The sequence below is a fragment of the Halosimplex pelagicum genome (genome assembly GCF_013415905.1).
GTDB classification, from domain to species: Archaea; Halobacteriota; Halobacteria; order Halobacteriales; family Haloarculaceae; genus Halosimplex; species Halosimplex pelagicum.
Map to the genome: position 1 here is coordinate 4,735,786 of NZ_CP058909.1, position 14,369 is coordinate 4,750,154.

Consider the following 14,369-nt stretch of genomic DNA (forward strand, 5'->3'; position numbering starts at 1 on the left):
GTCACTTCGACCGAGGGACCCCACCCTCATAGGCGCTCGCGGACGTGCGAGTAATCGGGGGACGCGAGTGTAACCGGCCCCCGGAACCCCGCGGGGCGAGTCGCTACGACTCCACCAGCGGCACGCAGCGGACCGGTCGGTCGGTCCCGAGCAGGAGGTTCTGACCGGTCGAGCCGAAGACCACCTTGCCGACCGGGGTGCGCTTGCGGATGCCGACGACGAACTCGTCGGCGTCGACCTCCTGCGCGAACGTCATCAGGTCCTCGACGGGTTCGTTCCCGCGGACGAACTGGTGAGTCTCGACGGTGACCGGCACGTCGACGAGTGCGTCGACGACCGCCTCGATGGCGTCCTCGCCGGCGCGCACGTCCGCGCCGCTGGTGTCCTCGCCGCCCTCCAGGGAGTTGACGACGTACACCGTGTCCTCCGGCTCGACGACCCGCTCCAGGTACGCCGACAGCGCCTCGCTCGATTCGACCGTGTCCGTCCCGACCACGAGTTCGGTCATGGCGCTACGTTCACGGACGACGATGATAAATTTGTGCGGTCGAGTGGGGCGCTGACGGGGCAGCGAACGGGAGAAACGAGGGGTGGGTCCGGTTACAGGTCGGGCACGTCCGACGGCATGTCGAAGTCGTGGTAGTACTCGCCCTTCTCCGTCGAGAGGATGTCCAGCACGGCGGCGGCGCCGTCGCCGGCGGCGATGACGGCCTGCCACTTCTCGGCGCGGCCCATCGCGCCGGTGGCGTAGACGCCCTCGACGGAGGTCTCCATGTCGACGGTCACGTCGACCACGTCCTCGTCGGTGAACTCGCAGCCCAGATCCTCCGCGAGGTCGCGGTCGCCGCCGGTCGCGAGCACGACGTAGTCGGCGGCGTACTCCTCGTCGTCGGTGTGGACGGCGAACCCGTCGCCGTCTTCCTCGACCGCGGTCACCTCCGCGTCTTCGAGGTCGGCGCCGCGGTCTTCGACCTGCCCGCGCGTGACTTCGAGGAACTCGTCGCCGCTGATGCTCCGGATCGCCGGGTAGTTGAACAGGTGGGCCTTGTGCATCCACGACTCGTCGGTGTCGAAGACCACGGTGTCGAGGTCGTTTTTCGCCGCGTACAGTCCTGCGCTCAGGCCGGCGGGACCGCCGCCGACGACAGCTACGTCTACCATACCTGCGAGTCGGGACCGCCGCGGGATAGGTTTTACCATCTCGTAAAACGAGGCAACTACGGCCGGTTTCGGGAGCGCTCGATGGGGTCGTCGGCCGGGACTGGGGACGCGGGTTGCGCGGCGGTTCCGGTCGTCCGAGCGACGACGGGCGGTTGTCGTCGCGAACAGTATAAGTAGCGGAGCGGTCGAGTTGTAGTATGAGCAGTTCCGACGAGCCCGTGTCGTCGAAGGACACGCGGGAGGTCATCATGGAGGCGACCTTCCGGGCGCTGAGCAAGCACGGCTACAGCGACCTCCGGATGCGCGACATCGGCGAGGAGATGGACCTGACCCGCCAGGTCATCCACTACCACTTCGACGGGAAGTACGACCTGCTGTCGTCGTTCCTGGAGTACGTCATCGACCAGTACGAGGGGGGTGTCGAGGTCGAGACCGACGGCGATCCCCTGGCGGAACTGGACGCCCGCGTCGAGCGGTGCCTGTTCGGTCCGGAGTTCGAGGAGTTCTCCCACTGGGACCGGATGAAGGTGTACCACGAGCTGTACGCCTACGCACAGAACGACGAGCGCCACCGCGAGGTGTTCGACGAGCACTACGGACGGATCCGGGGCAGCATCGTCGAGGTCGTCGAGGACGGCGTCGAACAGGACGTCTTCCGCGAGGTCGACGCCGAGCTCGTCGGCCAGTTGATCACCGACGTGATCCACGCCGCCCGCGGCCGCCGCATCTCGCTCGGCCACGAGGACGCCCCCGAACAGGCCCGCCGAGCCGTCGACGAGTACATCGTCGACTCGCTGCTGGCCGACCCCCCGACGACCGACGCCTGACCGCGGACTCCCGGACGCGACCCGAACACCTACCGTGGTGGCCCGAGGATCCCGTCTATGGATTCCAAGCGGTTCCTCTTCTGTTCGCTCGACGCCGCCCTGATCGGCGACCTCGCCTGGCAGGTCCACCGGGAGGGCCACGACGTGAAGTACTACGTCGGGGCCGAGTCCGACCGGGAGATCGCCGACGGGTTCGTCCCGAAGACCGACGACTGGCGCGCGGAGACCGACTGGGCCGACGTGATCGTCTTCGACGATATCTGGGTCGGCGACGACATCGGCACCGGCGCCCTCGCACAGGACCTCCGCGAGCGAGGGAAGGCCGTCGTCGGCGGGACGCCCAACACCGACCGCCTCGAAGAGGACCGCGGCTACGCGATGGAGGTGCTCGAAGACCACGGCGTCAACACCGTCGAACACCACGTCTTCCGCGACTTCGACGCCGGCGTCCAGCACGTCCGTGAGAACCCCGCGCCGTACGTGATCAAGCCGCTCGGCGAGGTCCAGAACGTCAAGCGGCTCCTGTACGTCGGCGACGAGGACGACGGGAGCGACGTGGTGGACGTGCTGAACGCCTACGAGAAGGCGTGGGGCCACCGGATGAAGGGGTTCCAGCTCCAGCGGAAGGTCGAGGGCGTCGAGGTCGCTATCTGCGGCTTCTTCGACGGGAACAGGTTCGTCGACCGGGTCAACTTCAACTTCGAGCACAAGAAACTGTTCCCCGGAAACGTCGGGCCACAGACCGGTGAGATGGGAACGTCGATGTTCTGGGCCGGGCGGAACAGGCTGTTCGAGGAGACCCTCGGCAGGCTCGAAGGCTGGCTGGCCGCCGAGGGCTACGTCGGCAGCATTGACGTGAACTGCATCGTCAACGAGAACGGTATCTACCCGCTGGAGTTCACGCCGCGGTTCGGCTACCCGACGATCGCGCTGCAGGAGGAGTCGTTCGAGTCCTCGACGGGCGAGTTCTTCTACGACCTCGCTCACGGCGACGACCCCGAGCCGGCGGTCCACGGCGGCTACCAGGTCGCCGTCCGGGTCGTCCTGCCGCCGTTCCCGTTCGACGACGAGGAGACGTACGACGAGAACTCGCGGAACGCGGCCGTGGTCTTCCGGACGGGGGACCGCGAGGGGATCCACATCGAGGACGCCAAACGGGTCGACGGCCAGTGGCGTGCCGCTGGCGAGAACGGCATGCCGATAGTCGCGACCGGAAAGGGCGAGACGATGCAAGCCGCGCGTGAGCAGGCCTACGACCGGATCGACGACATCGTGATGCCGAACATGTACTACCGCGACGACATCGGCGAGCGGTGGGTCGACGGCGACGGCGACCGCCTGCAGGCGTGGGGGTATCTGGGACCGGCGTAGGCGGCCAGCACGGCCGGGAGCGGAACGCTGTTGACAGGCCCGTCCATACCGGCGGCCATGGCGACCGAGGACTTCCTCCGGGCCGAGACGGGCGACGACGGCGACGGACCGCGACTGGCGGCCGACGAACCGCACCCGGACGTGCAGTCGGTGCTGCACTCGCGGCGCTGGCTCCGGTCGGTCGGCATGTCGACGATCGGCGCCCGCGGGGTCCGGCTGTTGGCGAAACTCGGCCTGTGGCTGCAGGACGCCGACCCGCCCGCGGTCGGGGACGCGACCGATCTGACGATCCCCGGTCCCGACGGCGAGGTTCCGGCCCGCCGCTACCGGCCCATCGGCGCGGGGCCGTACCCGACGGTCGTCTTCTACCACGGCGGCGGGTTCGTCCTCGGGAACCTCGACAGCCACGACCTGCTCTGTCGGCACCTCACCGCCGCGAGCGGCTGCGAGGTGGTCGCCGTCGACTACCGCCTCGCACCGGAACACCCGTTCCCGGCGGCGGTCGAGGACGCCTACGCGGCCCTGGAGTGGGCCGCCGCCGACCCCGACGTGCTGGACCCGGACGGCGGTCTGGCGGTCGCCGGCGACAGCGCGGGCGGGAACCTCGCCGCCGTCGCGGCGCTGATGGCCGCCGAGCGGGACGGGCCGGATCTCGACTACCAGAGCCTGGTCTATCCCGCCGTGGGCACCCGCGAGGAACAGGATTCGATGCAGGAGTACACCGGATACGTCCTCAGCGAGGACGACATCCGCTGGTTCGACCGCTGCTACTACGGGAGCGAGATCCACCGGCGTAACCCCTACGCGGACCCCTCGCGGGCCTGCGACCTGTCGGGGGTTCCCCCGGCGACGGTCGTGACGGCCGGGTTCGACCCGCTGCGGGACGGCGGGATCGCCTACGCCCGGCGGCTGGTCGGCGACGGGGTCTCGGTCCGCTTTCGCAACTACCCGGACATGGTCCACGGATTCGTGGGGATGCTCTCGGAGGACGAGGACGTGGCCCGCGCGCACGAGGCCGTCGCGGATATCGCCGCGGACCTGCGGCGGGCGCTGGGCGCGGACGGCTGAGTCGCTCGAAGACCGCGGGTTCCGCTCAGAACCCGAACGCGCGGCGGTACTGCGGCGGCCCCGACACCTCGTCGGTGGCGTCGAGCGCGTCGGCCGCCCGGAGCCCGAAGTAGGGGTCCCGGAGGAACTGCCGGCCGACGATGGCCAGGTCGGCGCGGCCGTTGGCGACGACCGCCTGAGCCTGCTCGGGCGTCGTGATCCCGCCGACGGTACCGACGGCGATGTCTCTCTCGGACTTCTCGCGGACGGCCTCGGCCAGCGGGAGCTGGTAGTTCGGGCCGGCCTGCTCCGGCCACGACCCGGGTGCGATCCCGCCGCTGGACACGTCGATCAGGTCGGCGCCGATGCCGGCGAGGCGGTCGGCGAGCCGCGCGGACTGTTCCGCGGTCCACGACTCGCGGTCGTCGAACCAGTCGGTGCCGGAGATCCGGACGAAGACGGGTTTGCCGTCGGGCCAGACCTCCCGCACCGCCTCGGTGACCTCGCGCGTGAGGCGGGTGCGGCCCTCGAAGTCGCCGCCGTAGTCGCCCTCGCGGTGGTTCGTGACGGGCGAGAGGAACTCGTGGAGGAGGTAGCCGTGGGCGGCGTGGACCTCCGCGACCTCGAAGCCCGCGTCGCGGGCGCGCTCGGCGGCCGTCCGGAACGAGTCGATCACCTGCTCGATGTCGCCCTGGTCCATCTCGCGGGTCGGCGGCGCGTCGACCCGCTCGCCGTCGTCGTCCTCGTAGGGCCACGGGGTCCCGCTCGGACCGACGACCTCCCAGCCGCCGTCGTCGGGGTAGAGGGGGCGGCTCCCCTCCCACGGGCGGCTCTTGGAGGCCTTGCGCCCCGCGTGGGCCAGCTGGATGCCCGGCACGGCGCCCTGCTCCTTCACGAACCGCGTGGTGCGCGCGAGCGCGTCGGCCTGGTCGTCGTTCCAGATCCCCAGGTCCTCGGGGGTGATCCGGCCGCGCTTCTCGACGGCGGTGGCCTCGGCCATGACGAGGCCGGCGCCGCCCACGGCTCGCGAGCCGAGGTGGACGTGGTGCCACTCGGTCGCGCGGCCGTCGCGGGCCTCGCAGGAGTACTGGCACATCGGCGAGACCATCAGCCGGTTCGGAATCGCGGTGTCCCGGAGTTCGAGCGGGTCGAACAGGTCTGTCATCACTACGGCTACTCGCTGGAATCCCAAGTATCGTCCGCCCGCCGCGCCGCTTTCCGGTTTCTCGGTCGCCGGCCCGCGCCGGTGGCTCCCCGTCTCGGCGCCGCGCTACCCCTCCCACTCCCCGCTGAGGACGGCGTACACCTCGCGGTCGACGTACTCGCCGTCGACGAAGTCGTCGTCGCGCTTGGTTCCCTCGTGGGTGAACCCCAGTTTCTCGACGACTCGCTTCGAGGCCTCGTTGTCGGCGTGGATCGTCGCGGAGATCCGGTGCAGTCCCAGCGCCGCGAACCCGTGGTCGACGACCAGCCGCGCCGCCTCGGTCGCGTACCCCTCGCCCTGATAGTCCGGGTGGACGGCGTACCCGAGGTTGGCCCAGTCGCGGCGGTCGTCGATCGGGGCCAACGACACGTCGCCGACCGGCTCGTCGCCGTCGCAGACCAGCAGTTCGACGGCGTCGGCGCCCTCCATCCGGTCCAGCAGGTCCGACTCGTAGGCCTCGCCGCTGTCGGGCGCGTCGGGGCCGGCGTATCCCCGGACCCGCGGGTGGTGGAACAGCTCCCGGAGGAATTCGGCGTCCTCCCGCTCGATGGTTCGCAGATCGACCGTCTCGCCCTCGACGAACACCGGTCCCGGCATGGTCGAGCCGTCGGGACCCGCCGGTAAAAGTTCGACCGTCGAAAACCGCGTCGCGGCCGCCCGCCTCAGGTCGTCGAGGGGGATTCGAGGTGCCAACCCGGGTCGCGACCGGTCCGCTCGATGCGGTCGGACCGACACGCCGGGCAGAAGTCCGGTCTGGCGTCCGCGCTCCGGGGGACGTAGACCGCGCCGCCGCACTCCACGCACGCGTCGTCGGCGACCGTCACGCAGTCGCCACAGAGGTTGAAGTCGTCGACTGTCAGCTCCCGCAGGGGTTCGAGTTGTTTGTCCAGGGTGTACTCGTCGATGACCGCCTGACAGTTCTGGCACGGTTTCATTGCGATACACACTCACCCATGAGATTCACTCACAAAGGTCTACCGCTGTCGCGGTATTTCGCCGGTGACTCGTCGATGGTCGGCGCGCACGTCGAGGGGGCGGCGGTCGGAAGCCCTTTCACCGCGGGCTACGCAGGGGAGGTATGACGTACGATACCGTCGTGTTCGACAACGACGGTGTCCTCGTGGGCCGAACGCGGTTCGACGTCCTCCGGGAGGCGACCGAGGAGACGTTCGCGCAGTTCGGTGTGTCCGATCCGGACCCAGACCACATCGAGGACATGACGATCGGAGCGACCCCCGAACAGGTGAACACCGTCTGCGATACCTACGGCTTCGAGCCGGCGCAGTTCTGGCGCGCCCGCGACAGCACGGTCTCGGGCGCACAGCAGGACGAGGCGCGAGCGGGACGGAAGACGCCCTACGGGGACATCGACACGCTGACGAACCTCGACGTCGCGACGGGGATCGTCAGTTCGAACCAGCAGGAGACGGTGGATTTCCTCCTCGACCACTTCGACCTCGGCGGCCACTTCGACACCGCCTACGGCCGCGAGGCGACCGTCGAGAGCCTCACCCTCCGGAAGCCCCATCCCCACTACATCGAGCGGGCGCTCTCGGATCTCGACGCCGAGTCGGCGCTGTACGTCGGCGACAACGAGTCCGACATCCAGGCCGCCGAGAACGCCGGCATCGACTCGGCGTTCATCCGCCGCCCCCACCGCACCGACTGGGACCTGAACGTCTGGCCCACGTGGGACATCGACTCGCTCGACCGCCTCCACGACATCTGCGGCTGACTCGCGACGGGACCGCCATCGTGGCGCCGTCGTGGGGCCGCCGTCGCGTGGCCGTTCGCCGCGTCCGGAGTGACTACTCCGCCCACCGCGGTCGCGTCGGCACGTCGAAGCGGTCGGTGACGACGAGTCCGAGACCGAACAGCCCCGCCAGCGCGACGGGGAGCCAGTTGCCGAAGGCGGCGTTGACGCCGCCCCAGAGGATCACGAAGCTCACCATGTCGTCCAGCATGAACGGACAGGCGTCGAGCCGCGCGAGCAGCGCCTCCCGGTCCAGCCCGAAGTCGAAGGCGCCGACGGCGACCGTCGCCGAGAGGATCCAGCCGGCGTAGTTGCTCCAGGGGACGCCGTAGAAGGCGCCGCCGCCGTCGTAGGCCCAGAACCCCAGCGCGACAGCGCCCGGGTCGAGCACCAGGTCGATCCCGACGACCGTCGCGACGACGACCGGGAGGCGAACCCAGGGACTTCGGGCCAGATCGCCCAGCAACAGCAGACAGAGCAGGTAGCTGTTGAGGACCAGCGGGAAGAAGAAGACGGGTAGCGCGAGCGGGACGCCGCCGGCCATCGGCCCGAGGGCGACGCCGTACTCGAAGGCGCCGTAGGGCCAGCCCGTGGTGACGCCGACGAACTCGATCCCGTAGGCGTAGGCCGCCAGCGCGGCCAGTGCGAGGATCGCCCGCCGGTCGACCAGCGGCGCGACGCCGGCCACGAGCGGCAGGCGCATCACGACGACGCCAACGAGGACAAGCCAGGGGTTGAACGCCAGCGCCCCGGGCAGCCACGCGAGTTCGGCCGCCAGGGGCGCGGGGAGCGCCGCGACCGCGGGGGCGAACCAACCGAGCGCGCTGGCCAGCAGGAGGACGGCGCCGGTGACGGGGAAGACGACGGCGATGGTGAAGCGATTGGTCCGGACGAGTTGATCCAGGCGAGCCTCGGCCCGGTCGCGGTCGATCGACCCGGAGGCGGGCCAGCCGGCCGACTCGGCCCAGTCAGGCGCCATAGACGATCACCCAGAGGCCGCCCATCGTCAGCAGCGTCCCGACGGCGGTGTTCAGGAACGGGAACCACCAGTAGGCGCGGTCGACCGACACCTCGGTCAGCGCGACGGCGGCGGTGAAGACTGGGTAGACCGCGAGCAGGCCGCTCCAGTAGGGATGGACCTGCCAGAACACCGCCGCGGCGGCCGCCCAGACGACCGCGCAGTAGGCGTAGGTGGCCCCTTCGCCGAGGACGGTCGCGGTCGTCCGGATGCCGGCCGCGCGGTCGGGCTCGATGTCCGGGATCGCCGAGAAGGTGTGCATCGCCATCGTCCACAGCCAGGCGCCGGTGACCGCCAGCGCCGGCGGGAACGCCCCGGCGACGGTCGCGTAGGCGACGACGCCCGGGAGGACGTACAGCCCGTTCGACAGCGAGTCCAGGACGGGCGTGGTCTTGAACCGGAACGGGGGCGCGCTGTACTGGACCGACAGGGCGAGGAAGGCCAGCATCGCGAAGACGGCCTCCGTCGGCAGGACCGGCAGTATCGCGACCCCGAGGACGCCGCTGGCCAGCACCGCCGCGACGACGGTGCGGTCGCCGCGGTAGCGGACCTCTCTGTCTTCCTTCTTCGGGTTCTCCTCGTCGATGTCGGCGTCGAACACGTCGTTGACGCCGTAGAGGAAGACGTTCGCGGGGACGAGGAAGTACGCGGCCAGCGCGACGGTCAGCGGCGTGAACAGCGCCGCCGCGGTCGGCGCGGCGAAGACGGTCCCGACCATCGCCGGGCCGGCCAGGTACAGCCAGAAGCGCGGCCGCGAGAGCCGGAGGAGATACCCGACGGTGGTGTCGGGGGGCGCGAGCGCGCCGAGGCGAGCGGTCAGCGAGGCCATCGCGTCGGACATACTCGGTCGAGCGGCTTAGTTGGCGTCCTCGACGAGCGCCTGTGCGGTGTGCTGGCCGCTGATGAGACACATCGGCACGCCGATCCCCGGGGTGGTGAACGACCCAGTGAAATACAGGCCGTCGACCGCCTCCGAGCGGTTCGGCGGCCGCAGGAGCGCGGTCTGGCGGAGCGTGTGGGCCAGTCCGAGCGCCGTCCCCTGCGTCGCGTTGTAGCGGTCGACGAAGTCCGAGACGCAGAACTCCTCCTCGAAGACGATGCGGTCCCGGAGGTCGGTGTCGGCGTGCTCGGCCACGTCGTCGAGGATCTGCTCCCGGAACCGCTCGCGCTGGGCCGGCGAGTCTTCGAGCCCGGGCGCGATCGGGACGAGGACGAACAGGTTGCTGTGGCCCTCCGGCGCGACGGTGTCGTCGGTCTTCGACGGTACGCAGAGGTAGTACGCGGGTTCGTCGGGCCACGCGGGATCGTCGAAGATCTCCGCGAAGTGCGGATCCCAGTCGTCCGGGAGCACCAGCGTGTGGTGGGCCAGCTCCGGCACATCGCCCTCGACGCCGAGATAGAGGAGGTACGCCGAGGGGGCGTACGTGCGGTCGTCCCAGTAGTCGGCGTCGTACTGCCGCTCGTGCTCGGGCAGCAGCTCCTGCTCGGCGTGGGCGTAGTCGGCGTTGACGACCACGCGGTCCGGTCGGCGCTCGCTCCCCGTTTCGTCGACGACGAGGAACCCGCGCTTGCGACGAGTGATCTCGTCCACTTCGACGCCGGTTTCGAAGTCGACGCCGAGTTCCCGGCAGAGGTCGACGAACGCGTCGATCACGACGCCGATGCCGCCGGGGTGGTCCCCGTTCTCGTCGGCCTCGTTGGCGACGGGGTAGTACACGCCCATGTTGAAGTCGACGTGGCTCATCATGTTGTACAGCGCCGGCGTGTTGCGGGGCGAGCCGCCGAGAAACACCAGCGTGTACTGCATGATCTGCTGGAGCTTGGGGTTCTCGAAGTAGTTGTCGACGTGGCCCTGCATCGACCGCATGAGCTTGATCCCGATGGGCGCCGCGCGCATCACGTCGAGGTCGACCCAGTCCCGGAGCGACGAGCGGTCCTCGTAGACGAACTTCTCCATCGCCGTCTCGTAGTGGCGCTCGCTGGTCGCGAGATACTCGTCGAAGGCCTCGCCCGCGCCGGGCTCGATGGACTCGAACAGCTCCCGATTCTTCGCCCGGTCGGCGGCGATGTCGACTCGCTCGCCGTCGCCCGCCGCGGGGCCTTCATTTTTAAAGAAGATCCGGTAGTGCGGGTCGAGCCGTTCCAGTTCGTAGTAGTCGGCGGGGGCCTTGCCGAAGTGCCCGAAGAACCGTTCGAACACGTCGGGCATGAGGTACCACGAGGGCCCCATGTCGAAGCGGAAGCCGTCCGCTTCGAGGCGGCTGGCGCGGCCGCCCAGCTGGTCGTTCTTCTCCACGAGCGTCACGTCGGCGCCGGCGTCGGCGAGGTACGCCGCCGCCGAGAGGCCGCCGACGCCGCCGCCGACGACGGTCACCGACTCGCCGTCCGCACGTCCCGAGAGCCCTGCCATTACACTGGTATCGGCGCCCGCGACTGAAAAAGGGGGTGCCCAACCGGTGGGACCGGCGACCGCGACGGCGGCTCCTACCCCGAGCGACAGTCTTATTAACAACAAGCCCCGTGTTGCTAAATGATGGGTATTAACGAAACTTCTGATGTTAATAACGGCGGCGGGCGGCTCTCACTGGTGGGGGGCGCGGGCGTCGCGGTCCTGCTGGGGCTGTCGGTCGCCGCGGTCCTGGCCGAGACGTGGAAAGTGCTGATCGTCGGCTGGGTCGCGTTCGCGGCGATGGCGGCGGGGACGTACCTCGGCGCGCGGGCGACCGAGACGGACCCCCAGCGACTCGTCTGGGGCTACGGGCTCGCCAGCGGTGCGATGGTGACCAGCGCGGCGATGTTCCTCGTCCCGCAGGCCATCGGGATCGCCGGCAACGGGGGTATCGCGCCGCAGGTCGGCGGCATCGGCATCGCCGCCGGGATCGTCGTCGGCTACAGCGGCCACGTTATCGGCCACCGGCTCACCCACCGCGACCTCCCGATGGACGTGACGACCGCCCAGATCACCGCTCACGCGCTCTCGGCGGGGCTGATCATCGGCCTCGTCTACGGCTCGATGCCGACGCTCGGCCTGCTGCTCGGCCTCGCCATCGTCTCGCACAAGGGCCCGGCGGGCTACGCCGCCGCCCGTCGCCTGCGCCGCAACGGCAAGCCCGTCTCCGCACTGTTGCTCCCGGCCGCCGGCGTCGGCATCACCGCCATCCCCACGGCCGCGCTCCCGGTCCCCGAGATCGCGGTCCTCAACGCCGTCGTCTTCGGCTTCGCCGCCGGCATCTTCCTCCACGTCGCCATGGACTTCCTCCCCGTCTGTGACGCCGGCTCGGAGATCGACCAGGTGTGCTCGCTCCACGAGGAGTCCCACGAACTGCTTGACCGACTGCGGATCCACGCCGTCGGCAGCACCGTCGTCGGCGCCGCGGTCGTCGTCGTCGCCTGGGTCGCCGTCTCGCCCTGACCGTCGAACGCTCGCGCGCTCGCTCCCCGGTCGGTCACTTCTCGGCCGCTGTCGGTCCGGGCGCTCGGGGTCGATCCCCGCGCTCAGACCGTCTCGACGCCGGTCACTTCGAACCGCGCGCCGCCCGCCTCGCTCTCGCGGACCGCCACGTCCCAGCCGTGGGACTCGGCGATGCCGGCGACGATGTTCAGCCCGAGGCCGGTCCCGTCGTCGGCGCTCGAATACCCGGCCTCGAACACGCGCTCGCGTTCGCTCTCGGGGATCCCCGGGCCGTCGTCGGCGACGTAGAACCCGCCCTCGCAGTCGCCGACCGTGACGGTCAGGTCGTCGGACCCGTGCTCGACCGAGTTCCGGACGCAGTTCTCCAGTAGCTGTTGCAGGCGCCCGGGGTCGGCCCGGACCGTCGCCGCCGTCTCGACGGCGAGCGTCGCCTCGCCCGTCTCGACGTGCTCCCAGCACTCGGCCGCCGCGTCGGCGAGGTCGACGGACTCGGCCTCGGTCGCGCCCTCGCCCTCCCGGGCGAGCGTCAGGATATCCTCGATCAGTGCCTCCATCCGTTCGTGAGACCGCTCGATCGCGGCGACGTGCTCCTCGTCGTACTCCTCGGCGAGCAGTTCGAGCCGGCCCTGCGCGACGGTCAGCGGGTTCCGCAGGTCGTGACTGACGATGCCCGCGAACCGTTCGAGCCGCTCGTTCTGCCGTTCGAGCGCCTCCCGCTCGGCGCGGAGTTCCCGCTCCGAGCGGATGCCGTCGAGGGCCGTGGTCGCGTGGACCGCGAACGTCTGTGCCAGCGTCACGTCCGTCTGTTCGAACGCGTTCGGCTCCGTGGAGCCGGCGAGGAGGACGCCGTGGTCGCCCAGCGGGAGGATCAGCTCGCTCCGGATCGGCGTGTCCTCGGTGAACCGTCCGGGAGCCGTCGAGATGTCGTCGTACACCCGACGTTCGCCGTCTTCGAAGGTGTCCCACGCGAGTCCGTCGCCGCGAGGGATCGACGGGATCTCCCCGAGCAGTCGCTCGGCCTCGTCGGTCCAGGCGACCGGGACGAGGGCATCGGCGTCCTCGTCGTAGCGGTGGACCGCGTTGTTCGGCAGGCCGACCACGTCGCGGACCGCCCTGACGACCGTCTCCGCCACGTCTTCGAAGGTCGTCGCCTCCATGAGCCCGCGGACGGTTGTGTGTATCCCCTCGATGGCGTCCTCGTGACCCCCGCGGTCGGTCTTGTCGAAGACGCTGCAGACGAGGCGCTCTCCGTCGGCCTTGACCAGCGTGTGGTCCTCGACGAAGGTGGTGCCGTCGGCGCGGAGCCCGGTCGTCTCCCCGCGCCAGAACCCCGTCCCCTCGACGGCCGGCATCACGTCGGCCCTGACCGTCTCCAGCGCCCCGTCGGGGTAGGTGACGGTGAACGACTCGCCGACCATCTCCTCGGGTTCGTAGCCGTAGAGGTCGGCGTACGCCTCGTTGACGTAGCTGTACGTCCCGTCCTCCTCGATGATACCGATGCCCTCCCGGGCGTCGTCGATCGCGCGGAGGTGGCGGCGCCTGGTGCGCTCGGCGCGGGCGGACTCGACCGCCGCTTCGATCCGGTCGGCCAGCTCGGCCGAGCGGTCGGCGTCCGACCCCTTCCGGAGGTAGTCGGTGACGCCCGCGGAGATGGCCTCGCTCGCGGCCGCCTCGCTCCCCTCGTCGGTGAACAGGACGAAGGGGAGCTCCGGGTAGTCAGCCCTGACGGCTTCGAGGAACGCGACGCCGTCGCGTCCCTCCAGGTCGTACTCCGAGACGACGCAGTCGACCTCGCCGTCGGCGAGCCGATCCAGTCCCTCCTCGGCGCTCGGGACCGTCTCGACGGCGAGTCGCTCGTTCGCCGCCTCGACGGCGGCGGCCAGATCGGCGGACTCGGGTTCGTCGTCGACGTGGAGGACTCGGATCGGGTCCGGTGACGACCGACGCATCAACGATCCAACGAACAGACCGATTATAACGGTTTGGGAGGGAGCATCAGCTGGAAAAACGGTCCCGTCCGGCGGCGCGCGGCAGTCGGGGCCCGGCGTCGGACCACCCACTCACTCCCGCTCGCGCTCGCGTTGGCGGTCGGCCGACAGGTCGACGCCGGCCCCGGCGGACCCGGTCGGGTCGACGCCCTCGGGGACCTCGACGCCTTCCGTCTCCAGCAGGCGTTCGAGCCGGCGCTCGAACTCGACGTCGTCGATCTCGCCGGCCGCGTAGCGCTCCCGGAGCCGCTGGAGGGCGTCGTCCTCGCTGTCCCGTTCGTCGCCGCGAGTCGCGCCGGTCGTTCGGTCCCGCTCGCGTCGCTCGCCGAGGTACTCCCGCAGGTCGACGTGGTCCGAGAGGATCCCGAGCACCGGCACGAGGAGGAACCACCCGACGATGGCGACGACGGCGGCCGCGTTCCCGCCGACGAAGATCGCCGCCAGGGCCGCCAGCGGGAGCGTCGCGACCGCGACGATCCCGACCAGCGCCTCCATGGGGTCGTCCGTCTCCTCGCTCGGTTCGTCGCTCATGTCCGACGATACCGTCCCGGGCGCCATAATTTCCGGGGACGACCGCGTCCGGTCGAG

Annotated in this window: 15 protein-coding genes; 5 read left to right on the forward strand and 10 right to left on the reverse strand. The window is 70.2% G+C overall.

Going from position 1 to position 14,369, the window contains the following annotated elements; genetic code table 11:
* Positions 1-103: 103 nt before the first annotated feature.
* Both HZS54_RS23715 and HZS54_RS23720 read right to left on the reverse strand, forming a co-directional pair.
* Entirely contained in the window at positions 104-508 is a 405-nt protein-coding gene (locus HZS54_RS23715) for a universal stress protein (protein WP_179919547.1), read from the reverse strand.
* A gap of 92 nt (positions 509-600) precedes the next feature.
* Positions 601-1,161, reverse strand: a complete 561-nt coding sequence (locus HZS54_RS23720; RefSeq protein WP_179919548.1) for an NAD(P)/FAD-dependent oxidoreductase — start codon at positions 1,159-1,161, stop codon at positions 601-603.
* 197 nt (positions 1,162-1,358) lie between these two features.
* Between HZS54_RS23720 and HZS54_RS23725 the strand changes: the two genes are divergently transcribed.
* The 3 genes from HZS54_RS23725 to HZS54_RS23735 are packed head-to-tail and all read left to right on the forward strand — an operon-like array spanning position 1,359 to position 4,427.
* Entirely contained in the window at positions 1,359-1,988 is a 630-nt protein-coding gene (locus HZS54_RS23725) for a TetR/AcrR family transcriptional regulator (RefSeq protein WP_179919549.1), read from the forward strand.
* Between the two features lie 57 nt (positions 1,989-2,045).
* On the forward strand, positions 2,046-3,359 hold the full coding sequence (locus HZS54_RS23730; protein ID WP_179919550.1) for a phosphoribosylamine--glycine ligase: 1,314 nt from the start codon (positions 2,046-2,048) through the stop codon (positions 3,357-3,359).
* Between the two features lie 57 nt (positions 3,360-3,416).
* Positions 3,417-4,427: an alpha/beta hydrolase gene (locus HZS54_RS23735; protein ID WP_179919551.1), complete on the forward strand. Its 1,011-nt coding sequence runs from the start codon at positions 3,417-3,419 to the stop codon at positions 4,425-4,427.
* Between the two features lie 25 nt (positions 4,428-4,452).
* Here HZS54_RS23735 and HZS54_RS23740 read toward each other — a convergent pair whose 3' ends face one another.
* The 3 genes from HZS54_RS23740 to HZS54_RS23750 form a co-directional block, all read right to left on the reverse strand.
* On the reverse strand, positions 4,453-5,571 hold the full coding sequence (locus HZS54_RS23740) for an NADH:flavin oxidoreductase/NADH oxidase (RefSeq protein ID WP_179919552.1): 1,119 nt from the start codon (positions 5,569-5,571) through the stop codon (positions 4,453-4,455).
* Positions 5,572-5,676: 105 nt separating this feature from the next.
* Positions 5,677-6,207, reverse strand: coding sequence for a GNAT family N-acetyltransferase (locus HZS54_RS23745; RefSeq protein WP_179919553.1), 531 nt, complete (start codon positions 6,205-6,207; stop codon positions 5,677-5,679).
* Between the two features lie 65 nt (positions 6,208-6,272).
* Positions 6,273-6,545: a DUF7571 family protein gene (locus HZS54_RS23750; RefSeq protein WP_179919554.1), complete on the reverse strand. Its 273-nt coding sequence runs from the start codon at positions 6,543-6,545 to the stop codon at positions 6,273-6,275.
* A 143-nt stretch (positions 6,546-6,688) separates the two neighbouring features.
* Between HZS54_RS23750 and HZS54_RS23755 the strand changes: the two genes are divergently transcribed.
* Positions 6,689-7,345 (forward strand): HAD family hydrolase, encoded by a 657-nt coding sequence (locus HZS54_RS23755; protein WP_179919555.1) that lies wholly within the window; start codon positions 6,689-6,691, stop codon positions 7,343-7,345.
* Between the two features lie 73 nt (positions 7,346-7,418).
* On the opposite strand, the gene cruF is transcribed toward HZS54_RS23755, so the two are convergent.
* Genes cruF through HZS54_RS23770 form a run of 3 tightly spaced genes read right to left on the reverse strand, consistent with a single transcriptional unit; the run spans position 7,419 to position 10,791 of the window.
* Entirely contained in the window at positions 7,419-8,342 is a 924-nt protein-coding gene (gene cruF, locus HZS54_RS23760) for a bisanhydrobacterioruberin hydratase (protein WP_179919556.1), read from the reverse strand.
* Complete coding sequence (locus HZS54_RS23765; protein ID WP_179919557.1) at positions 8,332-9,222, reverse strand: prenyltransferase; 891 nt, start codon at positions 9,220-9,222, stop codon at positions 8,332-8,334. Before HZS54_RS23765 ends, cruF begins: the two co-directional genes overlap by 11 nt.
* Before the next feature lie 15 nt (positions 9,223-9,237).
* Positions 9,238-10,791, reverse strand: a complete 1,554-nt coding sequence (locus tag HZS54_RS23770) for a phytoene desaturase family protein (protein WP_179919558.1) — start codon at positions 10,789-10,791, stop codon at positions 9,238-9,240.
* Between the two features lie 123 nt (positions 10,792-10,914).
* Here HZS54_RS23770 and HZS54_RS23775 point away from each other — a divergent pair, with 123 nt between their 5' ends.
* On the forward strand, positions 10,915-11,793 hold the full coding sequence (locus tag HZS54_RS23775) for a ZIP family metal transporter (RefSeq protein ID WP_179919559.1): 879 nt from the start codon (positions 10,915-10,917) through the stop codon (positions 11,791-11,793).
* A gap of 83 nt (positions 11,794-11,876) precedes the next feature.
* Here the strand turns inward: HZS54_RS23775 and HZS54_RS23780 are convergent, their stop codons facing one another.
* The gene (locus tag HZS54_RS23780) at positions 11,877-13,742 is read right to left on the reverse strand and encodes a receiver/sensor box histidine kinase (protein WP_179919560.1); all 1,866 of its coding nucleotides are present in this window, start codon (positions 13,740-13,742) and stop codon (positions 11,877-11,879) included.
* Positions 13,743-13,853: 111 nt separating this feature from the next.
* A complete protein-coding gene (locus HZS54_RS23785) occupies positions 13,854-14,312 on the reverse strand; it encodes an SHOCT domain-containing protein (RefSeq protein WP_179919561.1) in 459 nt (152 codons plus the stop codon).
* Positions 14,313-14,369: the final 57 nt, after the last annotated feature.

Bases quoted from the DNA above. Each gene is read 5' to 3' on its own strand.
- HZS54_RS23715 (WP_179919547.1), bottom strand. From the start codon at position 508: ATGACCGAACTCGTGGTCGGGACGGACACGGTCGAATCGAGCGAGGCG.
- HZS54_RS23720 (WP_179919548.1), bottom strand. From the start codon at position 1,161: ATGGTAGACGTAGCTGTCGTCGGCGGCGGTCCCGCCGGCCTGAGCGCA.
- HZS54_RS23725 (WP_179919549.1), top strand. From the start codon at position 1,359: ATGAGCAGTTCCGACGAGCCCGTGTCGTCGAAGGACACGCGGGAGGTC.
- HZS54_RS23730 (WP_179919550.1), top strand. From the start codon at position 2,046: ATGGATTCCAAGCGGTTCCTCTTCTGTTCGCTCGACGCCGCCCTGATC.
- HZS54_RS23735 (WP_179919551.1), top strand. From the start codon at position 3,417: ATGGCGACCGAGGACTTCCTCCGGGCCGAGACGGGCGACGACGGCGAC.
- HZS54_RS23740 (WP_179919552.1), bottom strand. From the start codon at position 5,571: ATGACAGACCTGTTCGACCCGCTCGAACTCCGGGACACCGCGATTCCG.
- HZS54_RS23745 (WP_179919553.1), bottom strand. From the start codon at position 6,207: ATGCCGGGACCGGTGTTCGTCGAGGGCGAGACGGTCGATCTGCGAACC.
- HZS54_RS23750 (WP_179919554.1), bottom strand. From the start codon at position 6,545: ATGAAACCGTGCCAGAACTGTCAGGCGGTCATCGACGAGTACACCCTG.
- HZS54_RS23755 (WP_179919555.1), top strand. From the start codon at position 6,689: ATGACGTACGATACCGTCGTGTTCGACAACGACGGTGTCCTCGTGGGC.
- cruF (WP_179919556.1), bottom strand. From the start codon at position 8,342: ATGGCGCCTGACTGGGCCGAGTCGGCCGGCTGGCCCGCCTCCGGGTCG.
- HZS54_RS23765 (WP_179919557.1), bottom strand. From the start codon at position 9,222: ATGTCCGACGCGATGGCCTCGCTGACCGCTCGCCTCGGCGCGCTCGCG.
- HZS54_RS23770 (WP_179919558.1), bottom strand. From the start codon at position 10,791: ATGGCAGGGCTCTCGGGACGTGCGGACGGCGAGTCGGTGACCGTCGTC.
- HZS54_RS23775 (WP_179919559.1), top strand. From the start codon at position 10,915: ATGGGTATTAACGAAACTTCTGATGTTAATAACGGCGGCGGGCGGCTC.
- HZS54_RS23780 (WP_179919560.1), bottom strand. From the start codon at position 13,742: ATGCGTCGGTCGTCACCGGACCCGATCCGAGTCCTCCACGTCGACGAC.
- HZS54_RS23785 (WP_179919561.1), bottom strand. From the start codon at position 14,312: ATGAGCGACGAACCGAGCGAGGAGACGGACGACCCCATGGAGGCGCTG.